Source organism: Agromyces seonyuensis (assembly GCF_009789225.1).
Lineage (GTDB): Bacteria > Actinomycetota > Actinomycetes > Actinomycetales > Microbacteriaceae > Agromyces > Agromyces seonyuensis.
Window position 1 is genome coordinate 31,960 of record NZ_WSTA01000023.1, and the last position, 17,378, is coordinate 49,337.

Annotated in this window: 20 protein-coding genes and 2 pseudogenes; 19 read left to right on the forward strand and 3 right to left on the reverse strand. The window is 66.2% G+C overall.

All coding sequences use genetic code 11. The features are described from left to right. Positions 1 to 74: 74 nt before the first annotated feature. From GB864_RS07035 to GB864_RS07120, 18 genes and pseudogenes are all read left to right on the forward strand, one after another. Positions 75 to 599, forward strand: a complete 525-nt coding sequence (locus GB864_RS07035) for a hypothetical protein (RefSeq protein WP_160423636.1) — start codon at positions 75 to 77, stop codon at positions 597 to 599. A 211-nt stretch (positions 600 to 810) separates the two neighbouring features. Continuing rightward, positions 811 to 1,158, forward strand: coding sequence for a 50S ribosomal protein L19 (rplS, locus tag GB864_RS07040; protein ID WP_160423637.1), 348 nt, complete (start codon positions 811 to 813; stop codon positions 1,156 to 1,158). A 113-nt stretch (positions 1,159 to 1,271) separates the two neighbouring features. Further along, entirely contained in the window at positions 1,272 to 2,042 is a 771-nt protein-coding gene (gene lepB, locus GB864_RS07045; protein ID WP_336603904.1) for a signal peptidase I, read from the forward strand. After that, a complete protein-coding gene (locus GB864_RS07050; protein ID WP_160423638.1) occupies positions 2,042 to 2,713 on the forward strand; it encodes a ribonuclease HII in 672 nt (223 codons plus the stop codon). Before lepB ends, GB864_RS07050 begins: the two co-directional genes overlap by 1 nt. 39 nt (positions 2,714 to 2,752) lie before the next feature. Further along, positions 2,753 to 3,076 (forward strand): DUF2469 family protein, encoded by a 324-nt coding sequence (locus GB864_RS07055; RefSeq protein WP_160423639.1) that lies wholly within the window; start codon positions 2,753 to 2,755, stop codon positions 3,074 to 3,076. Positions 3,077 to 3,218: 142 nt separating this feature from the next. Beyond that, the gene (locus GB864_RS07060) at positions 3,219 to 3,584 is read left to right on the forward strand and encodes a YraN family protein (RefSeq protein WP_336603905.1); all 366 of its coding nucleotides are present in this window, start codon (positions 3,219 to 3,221) and stop codon (positions 3,582 to 3,584) included. Next, positions 3,584 to 4,519, forward strand: a pseudogene (locus GB864_RS07065) (ATP-binding protein); the annotation flags it as partial. The gene GB864_RS07060 and the pseudogene GB864_RS07065, both read left to right, overlap by 1 nt. A gap of 201 nt (positions 4,520 to 4,720) precedes the next feature. Next, a complete protein-coding gene (locus GB864_RS07070) occupies positions 4,721 to 5,827 on the forward strand; it encodes a hypothetical protein (RefSeq protein WP_160423642.1) in 1,107 nt (368 codons plus the stop codon). 212 nt (positions 5,828 to 6,039) lie between these two features. Beyond that, entirely contained in the window at positions 6,040 to 6,621 is a 582-nt protein-coding gene (locus GB864_RS07075; RefSeq protein WP_160423643.1) for a hypothetical protein, read from the forward strand. Continuing rightward, on the forward strand, positions 6,618 to 7,166 hold the full coding sequence (locus GB864_RS07080) for a hypothetical protein (protein ID WP_160423644.1): 549 nt from the start codon (positions 6,618 to 6,620) through the stop codon (positions 7,164 to 7,166). Before GB864_RS07075 ends, GB864_RS07080 begins: the two co-directional genes overlap by 4 nt. Before the next feature lie 187 nt (positions 7,167 to 7,353). After that, positions 7,354 to 7,671: a hypothetical protein gene (locus tag GB864_RS07085; protein ID WP_160423645.1), complete on the forward strand. Its 318-nt coding sequence runs from the start codon at positions 7,354 to 7,356 to the stop codon at positions 7,669 to 7,671. A gap of 186 nt (positions 7,672 to 7,857) precedes the next feature. Continuing rightward, positions 7,858 to 8,163 carry a helix-turn-helix domain-containing protein gene (locus GB864_RS07090; RefSeq protein WP_160423646.1) on the forward strand — a complete coding sequence of 102 codons (306 nt, stop codon included), beginning with the start codon at positions 7,858 to 7,860 and terminating at the stop codon, positions 8,161 to 8,163. A gap of 340 nt (positions 8,164 to 8,503) precedes the next feature. Further along, positions 8,504 to 9,364, forward strand: coding sequence for a bifunctional DNA primase/polymerase (locus GB864_RS07095; RefSeq protein WP_160423647.1), 861 nt, complete (start codon positions 8,504 to 8,506; stop codon positions 9,362 to 9,364). Further along, positions 9,361 to 10,614 (forward strand): AAA family ATPase, encoded by a 1,254-nt coding sequence (locus GB864_RS07100; protein ID WP_160423648.1) that lies wholly within the window; start codon positions 9,361 to 9,363, stop codon positions 10,612 to 10,614. The genes GB864_RS07095 and GB864_RS07100 overlap by 4 nt, the downstream gene beginning before the upstream one ends. 600 nt (positions 10,615 to 11,214) lie before the next feature. Then, positions 11,215 to 11,493 (forward strand): hypothetical protein, encoded by a 279-nt coding sequence (locus GB864_RS07105; protein ID WP_160423649.1) that lies wholly within the window; start codon positions 11,215 to 11,217, stop codon positions 11,491 to 11,493. After that, complete coding sequence (locus GB864_RS07110) at positions 11,490 to 11,786, forward strand: hypothetical protein (protein ID WP_160423650.1); 297 nt, start codon at positions 11,490 to 11,492, stop codon at positions 11,784 to 11,786. The genes GB864_RS07105 and GB864_RS07110 overlap by 4 nt, the downstream gene beginning before the upstream one ends. A 229-nt stretch (positions 11,787 to 12,015) precedes the next feature. Continuing rightward, the gene (locus GB864_RS07115) at positions 12,016 to 12,636 is read left to right on the forward strand and encodes a recombinase family protein (protein WP_160423651.1); all 621 of its coding nucleotides are present in this window, start codon (positions 12,016 to 12,018) and stop codon (positions 12,634 to 12,636) included. A 31-nt stretch (positions 12,637 to 12,667) separates the two neighbouring features. Continuing rightward, a complete protein-coding gene (locus GB864_RS07120; protein WP_160423652.1) occupies positions 12,668 to 13,546 on the forward strand; it encodes a DNA-methyltransferase in 879 nt (292 codons plus the stop codon). On the opposite strand, the gene GB864_RS07125 is transcribed toward GB864_RS07120, so the two are convergent. The 3 genes from GB864_RS07125 to GB864_RS07135 all read right to left on the reverse strand — a co-directional run bounded on the left by GB864_RS07125 (position 13,496) and on the right by GB864_RS07135 (position 17,003). Beyond that, the gene (locus tag GB864_RS07125; RefSeq protein WP_202107035.1) at positions 13,496 to 14,155 is read right to left on the reverse strand and encodes a ScaI family restriction endonuclease; all 660 of its coding nucleotides are present in this window, start codon (positions 14,153 to 14,155) and stop codon (positions 13,496 to 13,498) included. The genes GB864_RS07120 and GB864_RS07125 overlap by 51 nt on opposite strands. Positions 14,156 to 14,537: 382 nt before the next feature. Beyond that, the gene (locus GB864_RS07130; protein ID WP_160423653.1) at positions 14,538 to 15,323 is read right to left on the reverse strand and encodes a hypothetical protein; all 786 of its coding nucleotides are present in this window, start codon (positions 15,321 to 15,323) and stop codon (positions 14,538 to 14,540) included. An 18-nt stretch (positions 15,324 to 15,341) separates the two neighbouring features. Then, a complete protein-coding gene (locus tag GB864_RS07135; protein WP_419672777.1) occupies positions 15,342 to 17,003 on the reverse strand; it encodes a recombinase family protein in 1,662 nt (553 codons plus the stop codon). On the opposite strand from GB864_RS07135, the pseudogene GB864_RS07140 reads away from it, so the two are divergent. Further along, positions 16,884 to 17,378: pseudogene (locus GB864_RS07140) on the forward strand (ATP-binding protein); the annotation flags it as partial. The gene GB864_RS07135 and the pseudogene GB864_RS07140 sit on opposite strands and share 120 nt — an antisense overlap.

Consider the following 17,378-nt stretch of genomic DNA (forward strand, 5'->3'; position numbering starts at 1 on the left):
ACATCCGGCACGCCCTGGGCGAACGCGTCCGGATTCCCGGCTCCCTCCGAGCGGTGCGGATCTAGCCTGGACGCATGGCCTTCCGCAAGCTCTTCGCCCGCTGGTTGCAGCTCGCGCCGATCGTGCTGCCCGTCTGGCTGTTCGTCGGCTGGGCGCTGTGGGGCGGCAGCGCGTGGGGCGTGCTCGGGCTCGCGGTGCTCACCCCGGTCGTGTTCGTCGTGCTCGGCGTGCTGGCGCTGCTCGTGTGGGCGCGTCCCGCCGTCCGTACCGAGAAAGCGGTGACGTGGCGCGACGTCGGCATGTTCGGCATCCTCGACCTCGCGATCATCGGGATCGGCTTCTACGGCGACGCGGCCGTCGGCTGGACGGTCGTCGCCGTCATCGCCGCGATCGTCGCCTTCTGGTACGCGCTCATCGCCCTGCTGCAGGACGGCGCGCGCGCCGCCAAGACGCAGTTCGACGCTGGCGCGGCGTTCGAGCGCGGCGCCGGCGCTCCCGGCCAGGTGCCGCCGTTCGGCCCCGCGACGCCCAACGCCGCGCCGACCGACCTCGGCGAGGTCATCGTCGTGCGCGAGGCCCGCAAGGACGGCGAGGGCTGATCCGGCGCCGGCCCGACGTCGGCGCCCTGCCCCGCTTTGGCGGAATCCCGCCTCATCTGGCAGAATGGATGCTTGTGCCGTCGCACGCCCTGCCTCCGGGGGGCTGCGCCGCTCCCTCGCGGAGCCCGGCGCGCCGCGATCACTACGGCACCGCACACTTCCAACCATTGAGACGCGTTCGACCGGCGGCGGGCGCAGAGAGCGATTCATCATGCACATCCTCGACTCCGTCGATGCCGCGAGCCTGAAGTCGGACGTCCCCGACTTCCGCCCCGGCGACACCGTCAAGGTGCACGTCAACATCATCGAAGGTTCGCGTTCGCGCGTCCAGGTCTTCCAGGGCGTCGTCATCGGCCGCCAGAACGAGGGCGTCCGCGAGACCTTCACGGTCCGCAAGGTGAGCTTCCAGGTCGGCGTCGAGCGCACGTTCCCCGTGCACTCGCCGGTCATCGACAAGATCGAGATCGTCACCCGCGGTGACGTCCGTCGCGCGAAGCTGTACTACCTCCGCGAGCTCCGTGGCAAGAAGGCCAAGATCAAGGAGAAGCGCGAGAACTGATCTCGTCGCGTCAAGCGCACCGGGCTCCCCGTCCTACACTGGACGGGGAGCCCGGTCGTTTTTCCGGGCACCGAGCACCACGCGATCGCCGCGGGGGCACGGGCGGAGGCGATGTGGAACAGACGACGACGGACGCACTCCGCCAGCAACCCGATCGTCGACGCGGTTTCCTGCTCTTCCTGCGCGATCTGGCGATCATCTTCGTCGTCGCCGTGCTCGTCTCGTTCCTCATCAAGACGTTCCTGATCCGCTCCTTCTTCATCCCGTCCGGGTCGATGGAGAACACGCTCGTCGTCGACGACCGCATCATCGTGAACGAGCTCGTCCCCGACGTCGTGGGACTCGAGCGCGGCGACGTCGTCGTCTTCCAGGATCCGGGCGGATGGCTCGACAGCGCGCCGGAGATCGAGCAGTCGCCGGTCACGGCCGCTGTCGAGTGGTTCCTCTCCCTCGTCGGGCTCGCCGCCCCCGACTCCGACGACCACCTCATCAAGCGCGTCATCGGCCTGCCGGGCGACACCGTCGAGTGCTGCAACGCCCTCGGCCAGCTCTCGGTCAACGGCGTGCCGCTCGACGAGTCGGCGTACGTGAAGCTGCCGGTCGGCGAGTCGCGCGTCTCGCAGATCGACTTCTCCGTGACGGTGCCCGAGGGCTCGATGTGGGTCATGGGCGACAACCGCTGGAACTCGCAGGACTCGCGCTACCACATGGACATGCCCGGCGGCGGCTCGGTGCCGATCGACGACGTGGTCGGCCGTGCGTTCGTCATCAGCTGGCCGGTGTCCCGCTGGGGTTGGCTCGGCAACTACCCCGAGGTCTTCGACGGCGTCCCCGACCCCGCCGACGTCCCCGCCGACTCCGGCGCGACCACCGGCGGCGAGTGATGGCGGTCGTCCTCCCGACGCTCGAGGTCGAGCAGGCGTTCTTCGCCTCGGGATGCCCGGCCGTCATCGGCGTCGACGAGGTCGGCCGCGGCGCGATCGCCGGCCCGGTCACCGTGGGCGTCGTCCTGCTCGAGGCCGGCGTCGCCGAGTGGCCCGAGGGGCTGCGCGACTCGAAGCTGCTCTCCGAACCGCGGCGCGAGCTCCTCGACCCGCTCGTGCGCGAGTGGGCGGTGCGTCACGCCGTCGGTGAGGCGACGCCGCGCGAGGTCGACGAACTCGGCATCGTGACGGGACTCGGGCTCGCCGCGGCGCGTGCCGTCGCCGCGCTCCTCGCCGTCGCTCCCGCGCCCGCGGGCACGGTCATCCTGCTCGACGGCTCGCACGACTGGCTCACGCCCGCGATCGCCGGCGGGCCGGGTGCCGGGATGCCCGTCACGGTGCGGCCCAAGGCCGACCGCGACTGCGTCGCCGTCGCCGCGGCGTCGGTCATCGCGAAGGTGCACCGCGACCGCGCGATGCGCGCCGCCCACGAGGCGGAACCGCACTACGGCTGGGACGGCAACAAGGGCTACGGCTCGGCCGCGCACCTCGCCGCGATCGCCGAATCGGGCCTCTCGCACCTGCACCGGGCGACCTGGGTCAAGTCGAGCGTTCCCGCCCCCTTGTTCTGAGGCCCCGCCCGCCCGCCGCGCCGACATAGGATGGACGGGATGGACGAGGACGAATTCGAGGACTACGACCGCGAGGTCGAGCTGGCCCTGTACCGCGAGTACCGAGACATCGTCTCGCAGTTCTCGTACGTGGTCGAGACCGAGCGACGGTTCTACTTGGCGAACGAGGTCGAACTCGTGCGCCGCGACACCGAGCACGACTTCTACTTCGAGCTGACGATGCGCGACGTGTGGGTGTGGGACGTCTACCGTTCCGACCGGTTCGTGAAGTCGGTGCGCGTGCTGACGTTCAAGGACGTCAACATCGAGGAGCTCGCCTCCCGCGACTTCGAGCTGCCGAAGGAACTCGCGCTCGACGAGTGAGCCCGCCGGGCGCCTCGGTCGATCCCGTCCGTTGACGGTGCCCGCACTCCTCCTCACCTGGCGGCCGTCCGGCTGAGGCATCCACCGAACCCGCACGCGCCGCACGCAGTAACCGCCCGCCCGTCGACCCTGGTCGACGGAGGTGGTGCGGATGGCCCGCAAGGACGAACTGGGCAGGCTCGGCGAGCGGATCGCGGCCGAGCATCTCGAGGCGCGCGGGATGCGCGTGCTCGAGCGCAACTGGCGCTGCCGCAGCGGCGAGCTCGATCTCGTCGCCCTCGACGGTGATGAGACGGTCTTCGTCGAGGTGAAGACCCGGTCGGGGCTCGGCTACGGGCATCCGTTCGAAGCGATCACGGCGCGCAAAGTCGCCCGGCTGCGGGCGCTGGCGTCCGCGTGGGCCGAGGCGCACGAGCGGCCGCTCGGTCGGGCCCGGCTCGACGCCGTCGCCGTGCTCGCGCTCCCGGGCGAGGACCCCGTGGTCGAGCACCTGCGGGGGATCGGCTGATGGCGGTCGGACGCACGCGCGCCGTCGCGCTCATGGGGCTCTCGGGTTCGCTCGTCGAGGTCGAGGCCGATCTGTCGGCGCAGCTGCCGAACTTCGTCATCATCGGGCTGCCCGACACGGCCCTCGGCGAGGCGCGCGACCGCGTGCGCTCGGCCGCGACGAACGGCGGCTGCCCGCTGCCGAGCCGTCGCATCACGGTGAACCTGTCGCCAGCGGCGCTGCCGAAGCAGGGATCCGGGTTCGACCTGGCGATCGCTCTCGCGGTGCTCGCCGCGGCGGGCGACGTGTCGCCGTCCTCCGTGGCGGCGGTCGTGCATCTCGGCGAACTCGGACTCGACGGCCGGCTCCGCCCGATCGACGGCGTGCTGCCCGCGGTGCGGGCGGCCTCGCGCGCCGGTGCGGAGATCGTCATGGTGCCCGAGGGCAATCGCGCCGAGGCCGCGCTCGTGCCCGGCGTCCGGGTCGTCGGGGTCGCCTCGCTCAACGAGGCGGCCGTCTGGCACGGCGGCGAGTTCGCGCCCATCGACGTCGAGCCGGTGCTGCGCACCGACACCGACGGCGAGGATGCGTCGCCGACCCACCAGCCCGACCTCGCGGACATCGCGGGCAACGACGAGCAGGTCGAGGCGCTGCTCGCAGCGGCCGCCGGCGGCCACCACATGTACCTCCTCGGTCCGCCCGGATCCGGCAAGACGATGCTCGCGAGCCGGCTCCCGGGCATCCTGCCCGACCTCGACCCGGAGGCCGCGCTCGAGGCGACGTCGCTGCGTTCGCTCGCCGGACTTCCGGTCAGCGGAGGACTGGTGACGCGGGCGCCCTTCGAAGCGCCGCACCACACCGCGACGGCCGCGGCGATGGTCGGCGGCGGCAGCCGGCTCATCCGGCCCGGTGCCGCGCCGCGCGCGTCGCACGGCGTGCTCTTCCTCGACGAGGCGAAACACCCAAAAGTAATACATGCATAGGGAGTGCATCGTGTTACCCAAGTTGATACAATCGCTGCAACAACGGTTCGCCAGCGTCGAACCGCAGCCTGTTGAGTGGCGAGTGTTCGAGCGTTCTAGCTCACCCTCCACAAGTCAGGGAGTCCAGCAACGACCAGAGGTCGAAGCGACACACCTGACTGATTGGAGAATGCCATGCCTCGTGGCTTCAATGTCGGGGCCGATGTCCTCACCCGCACCGCGGATGGCGTCGACCTCAACCTCATTTGGAACGAGTTCAACGACGCGCTCACTGCCTGGAACGCCGGTCGTTCCGCGGTCGCAGCCCTCTTCTCGTTCCCCACCGTCGACTCGTTCGTCCAGTACGCCGTCGGCGAGGGCGACTTGGAGCTGGAGCTCGCATCCGAGTTCGGCGTCCCAACCTCCGGCCGTGCCGAGCCGGACTACGCCCGGATGGGCTTCCCGCTCGACTGGTACGACAAGGCCAAGCGCTACACCCGCAAGTTCCTTCGCGACGCCACGGCCGAGCAGGTCCGTGCTCAGCACGCGGCGTTCCTCGAGGCCGACAACAAGCTCGTCTTCCGCAGCGTCATGAAGGCGCTGACGACCAAGACCGCCTCCGGTTCGCGCTCCATCAACGAGAACGGCGTGGAGATCTTCGATCTCTGGGACGGCACCGACTCGGTCGCACCGCCCAGCTTCGGAGGCAAGACCTTCACCAACAGCCACTCGCACTACCTGGTGTCCGGCGCGGCGACCATCGACGGCGGCGACCTCAAGGCGCTGATCGACACGATCCAGGAGCACGGCTTCGGCTCGCGCGGCTCGAACGAGCAGATCGTCATCATGGTGCACCCCACCCAGGGCGACGTGATCAAGACCTTCCGCCGCGACCCGGAGAACGCCGCGGTCGATCCGTTCGACTTCATCCCCGCGGTGAATGCTCCGGCGTACCTCACCGACCAGGCGATCGTCGGCGACAAGGCTCCGGCCTCGTTCAACAGCCTCGCCCTGATCGGCTCGTACGGCGACGCGTGGATCCACGAGAACTACCTGATCCCGCAGGGCTACGCCATCGCGCTCGCGACGGCCGGCCCCAACGCCGGGCGCAACCCGGTGGCGTTCCGCCAGCACCCGCAGGCCGAGAACCAGGGCTTCCGCCTCCTGCCCGGTCACGAGCGTTACCCGCTGCTCGACAGCGTCTACGAGCGCGGCTTCGGCGTCGGCGTCCGGCACCGTTCGGCCGCAGCCGTCATGCAAATCAAGGCCTCGGGGTCGTACGACAACCCCACCTGGCCGTAAGACCCGCTCGCGCCGGGGTCGGGTTCCCTCGGCGGGAGCGTAGCGGCGCTGGATCTTCCTTTCTCACCAGCGCCGAGCCGAAGCACTTCCCCCAGCGACGCCTCCGGTCGAGATGTCGAGGTGCTTCGACAATCCGGAGGGCACCGCGTTGTCAGTGCGCGGTGCCCTCCCACTCACTGACACCACTGGCGACCACCGGGAAGGAGCCGACCATGGCTTTCCTCAACGCAACAACCCCCGAAGAGCTGCGACGTGCTGTCGCAGAATCGGCCGATCCGATTCACGCCCTGGACTTCGTCCTCGACCTCCAGGCCAGTGCCGAGGCCCGCGCGTTCTGTACCCGCGACGGCGCGGACAACGGCTGGCTGCTCGCGCTCGGCGACGCCTTCATCGACCACACCATGGCCGAGGCGACCTCTGGCACCGGCCTGCGCCACAGCGACCTCGCGCGACGCCACGAGGGGCCTGACCCTGGCCGTGCCATCGTCGTCCGCGCCAGTGACTACGACATCGAACAGACCGTCGTCGAGGCCAGCCAGAACACGGCAGCGTCCTGGCGGCGCTGGCTGTACATCTCGGAGATCGAGAACGGCGCGTGGAGGAACACCGGCGTCGGCCCGTGCGACCGCTGCGACCTCCCGCCGCAACTCCGGCTCGACCACCACGAGGCCGGTCGAATCGCAGGCGTCTTCCATGTATCGCGAGGCCGATACGTCGTGGAGTTCGCCCTCTGCGCCACGTGCCTCGACTTCTACACGAACCTAAACGTCGCAGCATCCCAGGAGTGCTCATGACTAGCGGCGTTGTCTCGGCCGAGAAGCGCTGCCTCGCGAGGAACAAGCGCGGTGTGCAGTGCGGCAAGGCGCGACTGGTCGGCCTGACGGTATGCCGCATCCATGGCGGTGGAACCAAGGCGTCGTTGGCCAAGAGTCGTCGAGCCATCGATCAGCTCGTTACGCCCGCCCTCGTCCAACTCCAGCAGATCATCAACTCGGAGACGTCGACCAATACGGAGAAGCTCCAAGCGATCCGGCTTGTGCTTGATCGAACTGGGTTCGGACCCAACGCGACGATCCAGGTCGACGGCAAGTGGGAGCAGACCATGGTCCACATCTTCGGGAAGGGCGCCGCCGATGCTGCGCGAGATGGTGAACTCGGGCTCGCTATCAACCGGGAGGTCCCGGAGGAGTACCGCGCCGAACTTGAGGCGTACCAGCCGACGACCTTGGAAGACATCCAGGAAGCCGAGGTAGTCGAGGACGAGCCTGAGGTTCCCGAGAACGTTGTCCGGATCCGTTCCGTGCGCGGATCCGCTGAACCTCCGAGAAGGGACCGCTGATGCTCACTGATGCAGACGTCCCGCGCGCGCCGCGCGGTGCCCAAACAGCTGAGTTCTCGCCCGATCCGGTGCCGCCCAAGGTCATCGGTGACCCGGTGGCGCCGCCTCACGTGACGCGCCGAACGGTTACTGCCGAGGGACACGAGGAACGGTACAGCGAGCAGCGCCAGCGAGACCGGAGGCAGTCGTGAGCACGGTCGAGGAACTGCGCCAGGAGTTGCTGGCGAAGCGTGCGGCGACGGCCGCAGCCGACGCCGAGGCAGGGCGCGACCTGGAGGCCGAGCGGGAAGCCCGCGACGACTGGCGGGTACGTTCGCAGCGAACGACAAGCCTCCTGTTGCTCTGGTGGGCGACCGCGCCAGAGTGCCCGATGTACGGCCACGCCACACGTGATTGCCGATGCCGCACGACGAACAACCGCGAAGAGGCTGAACAGCACGTGGCTGAGCAGAACGCGCTGATTCGCGCCGTGCGAGTCGCTGCGAAGGTGTTGGAGAAGCGTTAGGCGGCGATCTAGGGCGCTTGCGTCGCGAGGTCGAATCGAATATCGACCGGCGAATGCAAGCGCCCCGGAACGCGTTCGCCCGGAGTGGTTCCCAAGCGTGCCTGAGGTTTATATAATCGATCTATCGCGACAGTCGCGGGGTGCGGAAAAGATAGCCCACTTGTCTAAGACAGGTGGGCTTTTGCTTTGCTTACTTTCAACGACCAGCCGCTGAAGCGATTCGTTCAGCACCGCGGCTGGACATACGCCGCGTTCGCGCGTGAGCTTGCCGACCGAACCGGCGAGCCGCTTTCCTCCAACGAGGCCATGCTCATCTGCCGCGGCCGGCGTCACCCCAGCCCCAAGCAGATCGACGCCATCCTCGATCTGCTCGGCGGATCCCTGCCGGTCGAGGTCGTCTTCGAGCCGGAACTGCTGGAGTTCCGGCACTCGTGGCCTCCGAAACGAGGCACCAAGCCCTCCGGGTGGGTGCGACCGACGGCAGGCGAGTGACGTGGCCGCCGCAGAGCTCGACATCGTCCAGATACCGGACGAGTACATCGACCGAGGTGTTGCGTTCCTCCGAGGGATGGAGGCCGACAATGCTCGCGAATGAGAAAAGGGCCGCTCCCTTTTCCACGGGGAGCGACCCCAAGAGCCGCCAAAGCTCCACCATCGATTCAGATTGTATCGAACGTGTCTTCGAATCGGAATCGGAGTCACCCGACGTGCGCAACGCCTCCAAAGCTGTCGCAGCCGCACGGTTCGCCGCGGCTCGTACTGAGTCGCTTGTCCTCGAGGTCCGGGCTGCCTCGTTGGCTATTCGCCGCAATGCGATGGCGGTGATCGCCCGATGAACGGCCACGGCTTCCGGCTCCTGCCTCTCAGGCCGGGCACGAACATCCCGGCGATCCGCAACTGGCAGAACCTCGCCACAGACGACCACGATCAAATCTTCGCCTGGCGTCAGGAGTTCCCTGGCTGCAACTGGGGCGTCCGCACCGGCGATGGTCTCGGCGTGCTCGACCTCGACACCAAGAACGACGAACACGGCTTCGGCGGTTTCGACTCGCTGATCGACGTTCAGGAGCATTACGGCGTCGACCTCAGCAACCTGCCTGTCGTCCAGACTGCGAGCGGAGCGCACCTGTACTTCCGGTACGACGGTCACCTGCCATCCAAGGTGCCGTGGCTTCCTCACCTCGACGTGAAGGCCGATGGCGGGCATCAGGTCGCCGGTCCCGGCACGCGTCGCGAGGTGAACGGCGTCGGGCGCGTTTACGAGGTCATCCGCGGCGACCTCGCCAAGGGTCTCCGTGGCGTGCCGTTCGCTCCGCCCGAGCTGATCGAGGCCATCCGCAACACTCGCGGATCCCGGAGGTCGGGCACGGGCCGGGGATCGCCCTCAGCAGGTGCCGATCTCCCCTCGACGGAAGACGCGATCCGGGACGGCCTGCCCATGGGAGCGCGTGATGACTTCATGCACCGGCTGGCGTGCCGGTGGTGGTCGAAACTCGGCCTTGACGCGCATGCCGAGGTCTACGCCTTGGGCCTGACGGTTTGGTCCGAGACGCCGGACCACGACTCGTTCCCGTGGTCGCAGGCCGAGAAGTGCTTGATGAGCGCGCATCGCTTCGTCAGCGCCGAGACGGCATCCAACCTCGCGGTCATAGATGCATGGCTGCACGCATCCAACGAAGGGGGCCGGGGATGAGCGACCTCCCTACGCCGGAAGAGATCAGGCGATTCGCCGAGCAGGCCAGCGCGCGGATGGGGGGCTTCGGCGATCCTTCGTTCTCCCTCGTCAATGGCGAGCTGCCCGCGTTCCTCCTGGAACTCGACGCCGACGTCCTCAAGGCCGTCGAAAAGGGCGTAATGAACGCCGAAGTGCGCGAGCTGGTCGCGCGTGTTCGTCGTGAGAAGCGTGTCGCGAAGTACGGCGACGCTGCGGCAACCTCGGGTTTCGACTTCATGTTCGGCGAGACTGCTTCGGATATCCCGATCTGGGGTGCAGGCGACGACCTACTCTGGGCCGAGGCCGGCGGGCTGATGATCCCGTCCGACCAGGGACTCGGTAAGTCGTTCACGGCTCAACAGGTGATCCTCGGCCGGCTCGGATTCGGCCCGGGGCACCTGCTGGGCCAGCCAATCCGACCTCTCAGGGAGGACCGGAAGGTTGTCTACCTCGCGCTCGACCGACCTCGACAGATCGCGCGCAGCATGGCGCGCCTCTTCACGAGCGACGAGGAACAGGCGGCTGCCCGTGAACGTCTCGGAGTCTGGACGAAGCCGATCCCGATCGACATCCTCGGGGACCCGTACGCATTCGCGGACTGGGTGCAAGACACCTTCGGTGAGAACGTCGGCGATCTGGTCATCGACAGCGTGAAGGACCTCACTCCGGCGAACCTCTCGGCAGGTGAGGTCGGGCAGGCGCTCGACATGGCGTGGAAGGAGTGCCGAGCCCGGGGGATGAGCACCTTCGTGCTGCACCACGAGAGGAAGACCGGGAACGAGGAATCCCGCGCGAATCGCATGCCCTCGCTCGACAACATCTACGGCTCGGTCTGGCTCACCTCCGGCATGGATTCGATCCTTCACATCCAGGGCAAACAGGGCGACAACCTCGTGCGGTACACGCACCTGAAGGCGATCCTCAACATGCTCGAACCGATCGATGCGGTGCACGACCAGGAGAACGGTCGTACAGACGTGATCGGCCTCGCGAAGGCTTCCAACGCGTCCGATGCGAAGGTCGAGCAGGTGTACGCCTCGATCCGTTCCGGAAGCGCCGGGGGAGCGGTGACGACCGCAGCCGACATCGTGCAGAGGACGGGCATCGCGAAGGCATCGGTCGATCGCTACGTCAAGAAGCTGGTCGAGGCAGGGCGCGTGGTGGTTGCGAGCGAGTACGTCAAGGCGTCGGCCACGCCCGCGACGTACCGAGTGCCGGAGCCTGCGTAGGCGCTCAAAACCGAGAATCACTTTCGAGAATCACCCCAGAATCATCGACCGAGAATCATCGGTCGACTGGGGTGATTCTCGGTTCCGGTTCTGGTCGATCTTGAGGTCGACGAATGGCCCTCAATGCGCGACATATCAACCATCTGGACCGAGAATCACCAGCGAGAATCATTCGAGAATCATCCGGGCTCGATCGAGAATCATTCGCGCGATTCCCTTAGAATCGCGCATGATGATTCTCGGGTTGGTCCTCGGCTGCCAAGCAGCTTCTTCGGGAGGATCGTTTGAGGACCCATGGGAGAAGTTGGCTCAATAGGGTGCCGATTTCCTGCATCAATAGTTTTTCGAAGCGATTTCGATCCGCCCTCAAGTCTCCGATTGGCTTGTAGAAGCCGTAGAAGACCCTCTGAGGCGATCGAGGCGCGATGTTGATTCGAATATCGACCGTGCATTCTCGATGCCTCTAACGCGCGCTCAATGTTGAGGACTATCGAGGCGTGTACACAAACCGAGGGGATAGTTGACAAGAGGCGTACGTCGATTATTGTCCAATCGATCGATTCGAACAAAGCTTCGAGTCTCGAAAAGGATGGAAAGACCATGACGAATACCGAAGTCAGCACCTCGACCACGCGCGTGCTGCTCAACATCTCCGACAACCAGGGATACGCGCCCGACCAGATCGAGACCCGCGTCACCCTCGGCGACTTGCTCGATGCCGTGACCGAGGCCATCCGGGAGTTCGGCGAAGGTGCCGTGATCGTGCTGTCGAACGGCCAGCGCTACGGAGCCGGCTTTGGCTCGATCTCCAGCACCTGGGACGGTGCCGTTGAGTTCGAGGTCTCCGACGCTGACGAGGACGAGGAGGGCGAGTGGTGAGCCTCCGTGCCTACTGGGCGGCCTACGACGCCACCCTTGCCCGAATCCGTGCTGAGAAGCCCGACACCTTCACTGCCTTGAAGGCGATCCTCGATGCCTTCGAGCCGCCGAGCTCCGGGCAAGCGTTCTTCCCGGACGGTGCCGACGACACGCTCGCCGATGCGCTCGAAGAGGCTGGGTGGGACGTCAACTTCAGGGATGGGACCTACGTCTACTACGCAGTCCACTTCGCCACCCACGCCTCGCTGGCCTTCGTTGAGGGCGACCTGTACGAGGGGCTGCATCGCTCATGAGTAGGTCAGGACTCGATGGGCTCCCAGGTGCCCCGAGCGCCGCGAAGAGGGATCTTCACCAACCGATACTGCTGACCACAGTCATCGCATGCCCAGATGGTGCCGACTCCGAAGTCAGGCTCGCCGGTCGTCCACTTCCGTGTGATGTCCGGAACCGGGCAAGGAGGGTGGCTTGCGACCGGCACGATCTTCACGAATCCCATGCGCACATCCTGCCGGAGGTCGGCGCATGAAGGTCGTCGGGTATCTCCGGGTCTCCACCGTCGACCAGGAACACGGCATCGCTGCGCAGCGAGCGGCGATCTGGGGAGAGGCTGACCGTCGAGGCTGGGCTGTCGAGTTCATCGAGGACGCGGGCAAGTCGGGCAAAGACATCGATCGGCCCGGCATCACCCGTGCCCTCGGCTTGCTGAGCCGCGGTGAGGCCGATGCGCTGGTCGTCTCGAAGCTCGACAGACTCTCACGCTCACTCTCGGACTTCGCACGCCTACTCGACCTTGCCTCGAGGCAGGGTTGGTCGATCATCGCGCTCGACCTCGGCATCGACACGTCAACGCCCACAGGGAAGCTCGTCGCCTCAGTGATGGCCGCGGTCGCTCAGTGGGAACGAGAGACCATCGGCCTTCGCACGAAGGAAGCCCTCGCCGCGGCCAAGGCCAAGGGTGTGCACGTTGGCCGGCCCCGCAAGCTCGATCCTGCCGTTGCCCGGAGGATCCGCAACCTGCGTTCGCGAGGCCACACGTATCGGGCTATCGCAGACCGCCTCAACGCCGACGCCGTGCCGCTGCCTGGGGGAGGGGCGCGGTGGCACCCAAGCGGTGTCCGGCAGACCGCGCTGCGAGCCAGCTGATGTCCTCTACGCAACCTACGATGGGATCGAAATGGAACTGACTGATCTGATGCGGCACCTTGGCACTCCGGCTTACGAGCGAGACGGGGTGGTCTTGTTTCGTGGCGACTGTGTAGACGGCATGAGGTCCCTGCCTGAGGGGTGGGCCGACCTAGTAGTAACCAGCCCTCCGTACAACATCGGCAAAGAGTATGAGCAGCGGCTAGATCTTGGTCAATATCTGGATTGGACAGAGCAGTGGATCGGTGCCGCGCATAGGGCGTCCACCGCTAACGGGCAGTTCTGGCTCAACTTGGGCTACTTGGAAGTCAAGGGTCGTGGTCGCGCCGTACCCATCCCGTATCTCATGTGGGACCGAACCCCGTTCTACCTTCGCCAAGAAGTCGTGTGGTCCTATGGGGCCGGCACGACCTCGAGTCGGGCTTTTGCACCCAGGAATGAGAAGGTGCTGTGGTACGTCAAGGACCCTGATGCTTACTACTTTGACCTCGACTCAGTGCGTGATCCAGACGTCAAGTACCCGAATCAGAAGAAGAATGGCAAGCTCAAGGTTAATCCGTTGGGGAAGAACCCCGGTGATGTCTGGTATATCCCAAAGGTAACGTCAGGATACCGACGCTCGTCGAAGGAGCGCACGCCGCACCCGGCGCAGTTTCCTGAGGCGCTAATCGAGAGGATTATTCTCGCGTGCACGCGGCCCGGGGATATCGTCTTGGACCCCTTCATGGGCTCAGGGACAACGGCTGCAGTCGCGGCTCGACTCGGCAGGCGATGCGTCGGTTTCGAGTTGCGGGACGATTATCTCCGAGTTGCCGTATCACGGATTGAGGGCCTCCTCGACATGCGGGCGTCGCAGCTTTCAATCGTCGAAAACGATGGCGAGTTGCGACCCATAGACAATGCTGGGTAGTGAGGAGGCCTGGCCGGTTTCGGCAGTCTGGGCGATCCAATCCGTACTATCGATCCAGCCAAAACGTACTCGTCGGATTCGCGGCTGGTTTCTGCCTGCTTCCCTCCAGCTCTGGAAGTTTACGGCGATGTAGTAGCCGGACTTGGCCTTTTTTCCCCGGCCCGAGTTCTCGACTCCGTAGCTTCGGTTTCCATAAATCAGGTTCGAGTTTGATGAGGTCTTTACCTCAGTAGAGAAACGAAGATCGGGTTCGAAGACGAGGTCCTTCTCGGACGCTTCGGAGTCCTTTCGCCACCCATTATGGCTGGAACTGACTCGTAGTGGGATCAGTTCGTGAAGGAGGAAACCCATTATCTGAGGAGTGGGGAAGATATCGATGCCGATTCTTCCGACTCCAATTGTTGACGTGAAGATGTCCTCCCACGCGTCTAGTACAGCGTTAGTAACGTCCTGCCCAGAAAGCGGATGTTCCCGTAGCAACTCGCGGGTTACCGCTTGTCGCTCGTTGTCGGGAACATCGAAGTACGGGCTCTCGCTCGACTTCGGACGGCTCCAGAAGATGGTGGAGCCCTCGCGAAAGCGAAGGTCGTCGGTCCAGTGGTAGGTCACGGTCGGAGCATACTGGGACCCGGCTAGACCGGACTCGCTCGTTCACGAATGACTTGAAGCTCCTGGCTAGCCGCTAGCGTTTCGGGCGCTGGTTCGATGCCCGACCAGCGCACTCCGCGTGGCCACCGCCCGGTCTTGCTAGCTGGCCGACTTGCGTCCGCGGCGTGGCACCATGCAGCCATGGTGTCAGCGGTGTGTGCGTTCTGAGTCCTTGAACTGATGAGCGAAGTGCCGAACGAGGTGTTCCAGGGGCTGGCGCGCACGGCGCGAATCAGGGCGCGACGAGAGGGCGCTGCCGAGGCATCCTGAGTCGATCTGAGGCGCTGAGGGCGCTGAATCGAATCGATTATCGACCCAGCGCCCTCGGCGCGTACACGCGCCGCTAGAGGCGCAGTACCCGCTGTTCGGCATCCGGATCGTCTTCCCACGGGGGCGCGGTGACTTCTTCGCGCTGCTTTGCACCGTCCTCGTCGTACCATTCGACAGAGAAGCGCACACCCAGGTACTCGCCTTCCTCAGCCACCTGGGCGACGAACTGCTCGCTTACCTTCCCACTGAGAGAAGCCCAGTGCCCGGCGTCCCTGACGCGCACGCGCGACGTACCTTCGATCCGTACCTCGTTGGCAACGCTGCGAGGAACGTGATTCGTGATGTCGAAGAACGAGTTGGGCGTTCCGTCATCGTGGGCGAGCCATTCGATGTCCCACCTTGGGCGAGGCAGAGGCGGGCTCGTAGGCGCGAGCGGTTCGGCCACCGCACTGGCGCCTGGTCCGCGCTTGATCTCACTCTCGAGGCTCACTACCAACGCTGCGACAGCCTCGTGGTTCTTCTCTTGGCGATCGAGCCGCTGCTTGATCGCCTTGAAGTCGGCGTCGAGGGCGATCCTCAACCGAGCATCGCCTTCCAACGCAGACTTCTTCGCCGCGCCTTGAACCTCGGAGTCGCCGAACTTCAGTGATTTCCGCAGCCGGTCGAGCTCCCTGGTGTGCCTCCTGGCGCTGACTGGGTGCCACGCCCAGAGCCACGTGAGTGCGCGCCTGATGTAGGGTCCCACCTTCGGCAGGTGAGAGAGTGCCCAACCCAGCGCGAGCAAGATCAGACCGCCGACTACAGTCGCGGCGAGCTGGTTCTCATTGGCCCAGGTCCAGAAGCCATGCCACGCATCCACGTGGAAGAAGATAGCGACTCACGAGGATGCGGCGCTCGCTTGCTCCCACTGCCATACGATCTTCACGCGCTTGGACGCGACCTCGATCATCCGAGCGCGCTGACGCTCGCGGTACGCATCGTCCGTCTCACCTCTCAGCCTGAAGGTCGTTCGGGCGACGCCCTCAGGCCACTCGTTCACGACGATCCGGTCGATGTACAGCCGCAGGAACGCGCGGCGGCTGCCGGGCGCCCAGGTCCGCCAGCTGTGCAGCGTGCCGTTCGACAGGAAGCCTGCCAGGGAGGGTGCCCCGAGCAGTGCATCCAGGCGCTTGCCGATACCTTCAAGCTCGGCGTCGATGCGGGCCACCTCGGCTACCGATTCGCGCTCGCTCATGACGCCGAGTACGTAGGCACGCCCTGCCCGCTCTCGCTGATCACGCAACGCCGACCGTTCGGCTTTGAGCGCGTCGATCTTCGCGTCTGTCTCGGGCGTCTGCTGGGCAAGCTGCTGAGGCCAGCGCTCTGACGACTCGATGCTCCGAATGAGCACGCCGAACACGTATTCTTCGAGCGAGTCGTGGTCGATGGCGATCCGACCGGTGCTGCGAGGCTTGCCGTTCTTGCCAATGACCTCCGGGTGCTTGTCCAGTGCCGGATTTACCCGGGGCAGGCATCCGAGCGAGACCTGGGCCCGGCCTGCGACCTCGCGCTTCATCGAGGCGACGAGCTTCCCGCCGCAGATCCCGCAGACCGCGAGACCGCCCGAGAGTGTGTACTTCGCTGACTTGCGGCCATCCGGGTTCGGTGCCCACGACTTGCGGCTGTCTCCGAGCAACGCCCCGAGCCGGTCGAAGGTGCGCTGATCGAGGATCGGCTCCCAGCCCTGGACGCCGGCCTTGGTCTCACCGATCAGCGACCGGTTCAGGAGGTTCGCCCGGAGGTTCGTCTGTCGCCAGTGCTTGCCCGAGCGCGTGGCGCGCTTCGGCACCGCGGCGGATCCGACTCGAGGACGGTTCCAATCGGCGACGATCGATGCCAACGGCTCGCGGTCATCGAGCAAGCGCCGCGCAGCCTCGCGCAGCATGTCGGCTTCCTTCTTCGCCTCAACGAGCGTGCCGTCCTTGAGGCGGAACCCGAACGGGGGAGTCCCGCCATGCCACTTGCCCTGCTCCGCACGCTGCGCCTTCTGGCGCTTGATGCGCTCAGAGGTTCGTCGCGTCTCGAATCGCGCGATGCCTGCAAGCATCGTGGCTCGGAACTCACCGTCGGCGGTTGTGAGGTCGATCTCGCCGTTCACGGTGACGACCGGCACGCCTGCGTCGATGAGGGTGTTGAGGTCCTTGGTGGACCGGAGTAGACGGTCGAGGTCGACTGCAACCAGGACATCGAAGTCCCGATGCTCATCGAGCATGCGCGCCCAGCCGGTGCCTGCACCTCGCGTTGCCGAAGCACGGACCTCGTTGTCCTCGTACGTCGCGACGATTGTCCAACCGCGCGCCTCCGCGAGGGATCTGCAGCGCGCGCGCTGGCGCTCGATTCCCTCAGGGTTGTCGATGCTCTGGCGCAGGTAAAGCGCCGCTCGGCGGTTCGATTCCATACAAGTAATAATATCTGCACTATGGCTGAGGCGGCGGAGTTCCCGGCCGCGGTGCTCGACGTGCTGCGGCAGCCGCTGGAGTCGGGCGAGATCACGATCCATCGGGCCAACGCCGTCGCCCGGTTCCCGGCGCGCTTCCAGCTCGTGCTCGCGGCGAACCCGTGCCCGTGCGGCAAGTGGGGCCTCGACGGCGGTGACTGCACGTGCCCGCCGGCCGCCCGCCGCCGATACCTCGGTCGGTTGTCCGGGCCGCTGCTCGATCGTGTCGACGTGCAGATCTGGGTGCCGCGGCTCTCGCCCGCGGCGCTGCGACGGGCCGCGGCGGCGGACGCCGATGGCACCCGGCTGACGAGCGCGATGGCCCGGGAGCGCGTCGTCGCCGCGCGCGCGGTCGCCGCCGAGCGGCTCGCCGGGACCCCCTGGCGCACGAACGCCGAGGTGCCGGGCCCGTGGCTGCGCGGTCGCGGGTTCCACCCG

Bases quoted from the DNA above. Each gene is read 5' to 3' on its own strand.
- GB864_RS07050 (WP_160423638.1), top strand. From the start codon at position 2,042: ATGGCGGTCGTCCTCCCGACGCTCGAGGTCGAGCAGGCGTTCTTCGCC.
- GB864_RS07105 (WP_160423649.1), top strand. From the start codon at position 11,215: ATGACGAATACCGAAGTCAGCACCTCGACCACGCGCGTGCTGCTCAAC.
- GB864_RS07070 (WP_160423642.1), top strand. From the start codon at position 4,721: ATGCCTCGTGGCTTCAATGTCGGGGCCGATGTCCTCACCCGCACCGCG.
- GB864_RS07055 (WP_160423639.1), top strand. From the start codon at position 2,753: ATGGACGAGGACGAATTCGAGGACTACGACCGCGAGGTCGAGCTGGCC.
- GB864_RS07095 (WP_160423647.1), top strand. From the start codon at position 8,504: ATGAACGGCCACGGCTTCCGGCTCCTGCCTCTCAGGCCGGGCACGAAC.
- rplS (WP_160423637.1), top strand. From the start codon at position 811: ATGCACATCCTCGACTCCGTCGATGCCGCGAGCCTGAAGTCGGACGTC.
- GB864_RS07120 (WP_160423652.1), top strand. From the start codon at position 12,668: ATGGAACTGACTGATCTGATGCGGCACCTTGGCACTCCGGCTTACGAG.
- GB864_RS07075 (WP_160423643.1), top strand. From the start codon at position 6,040: ATGGCTTTCCTCAACGCAACAACCCCCGAAGAGCTGCGACGTGCTGTC.
- GB864_RS07035 (WP_160423636.1), top strand. From the start codon at position 75: ATGGCCTTCCGCAAGCTCTTCGCCCGCTGGTTGCAGCTCGCGCCGATC.
- GB864_RS07100 (WP_160423648.1), top strand. From the start codon at position 9,361: ATGAGCGACCTCCCTACGCCGGAAGAGATCAGGCGATTCGCCGAGCAG.
- GB864_RS07080 (WP_160423644.1), top strand. From the start codon at position 6,618: ATGACTAGCGGCGTTGTCTCGGCCGAGAAGCGCTGCCTCGCGAGGAAC.
- GB864_RS07115 (WP_160423651.1), top strand. From the start codon at position 12,016: ATGAAGGTCGTCGGGTATCTCCGGGTCTCCACCGTCGACCAGGAACAC.
- GB864_RS07135 (WP_419672777.1), bottom strand. From the start codon at position 17,003: ATGGATCGTGATCTCGCCCGACTCCAGCGGCTGCCGCAGCACGTCGAG.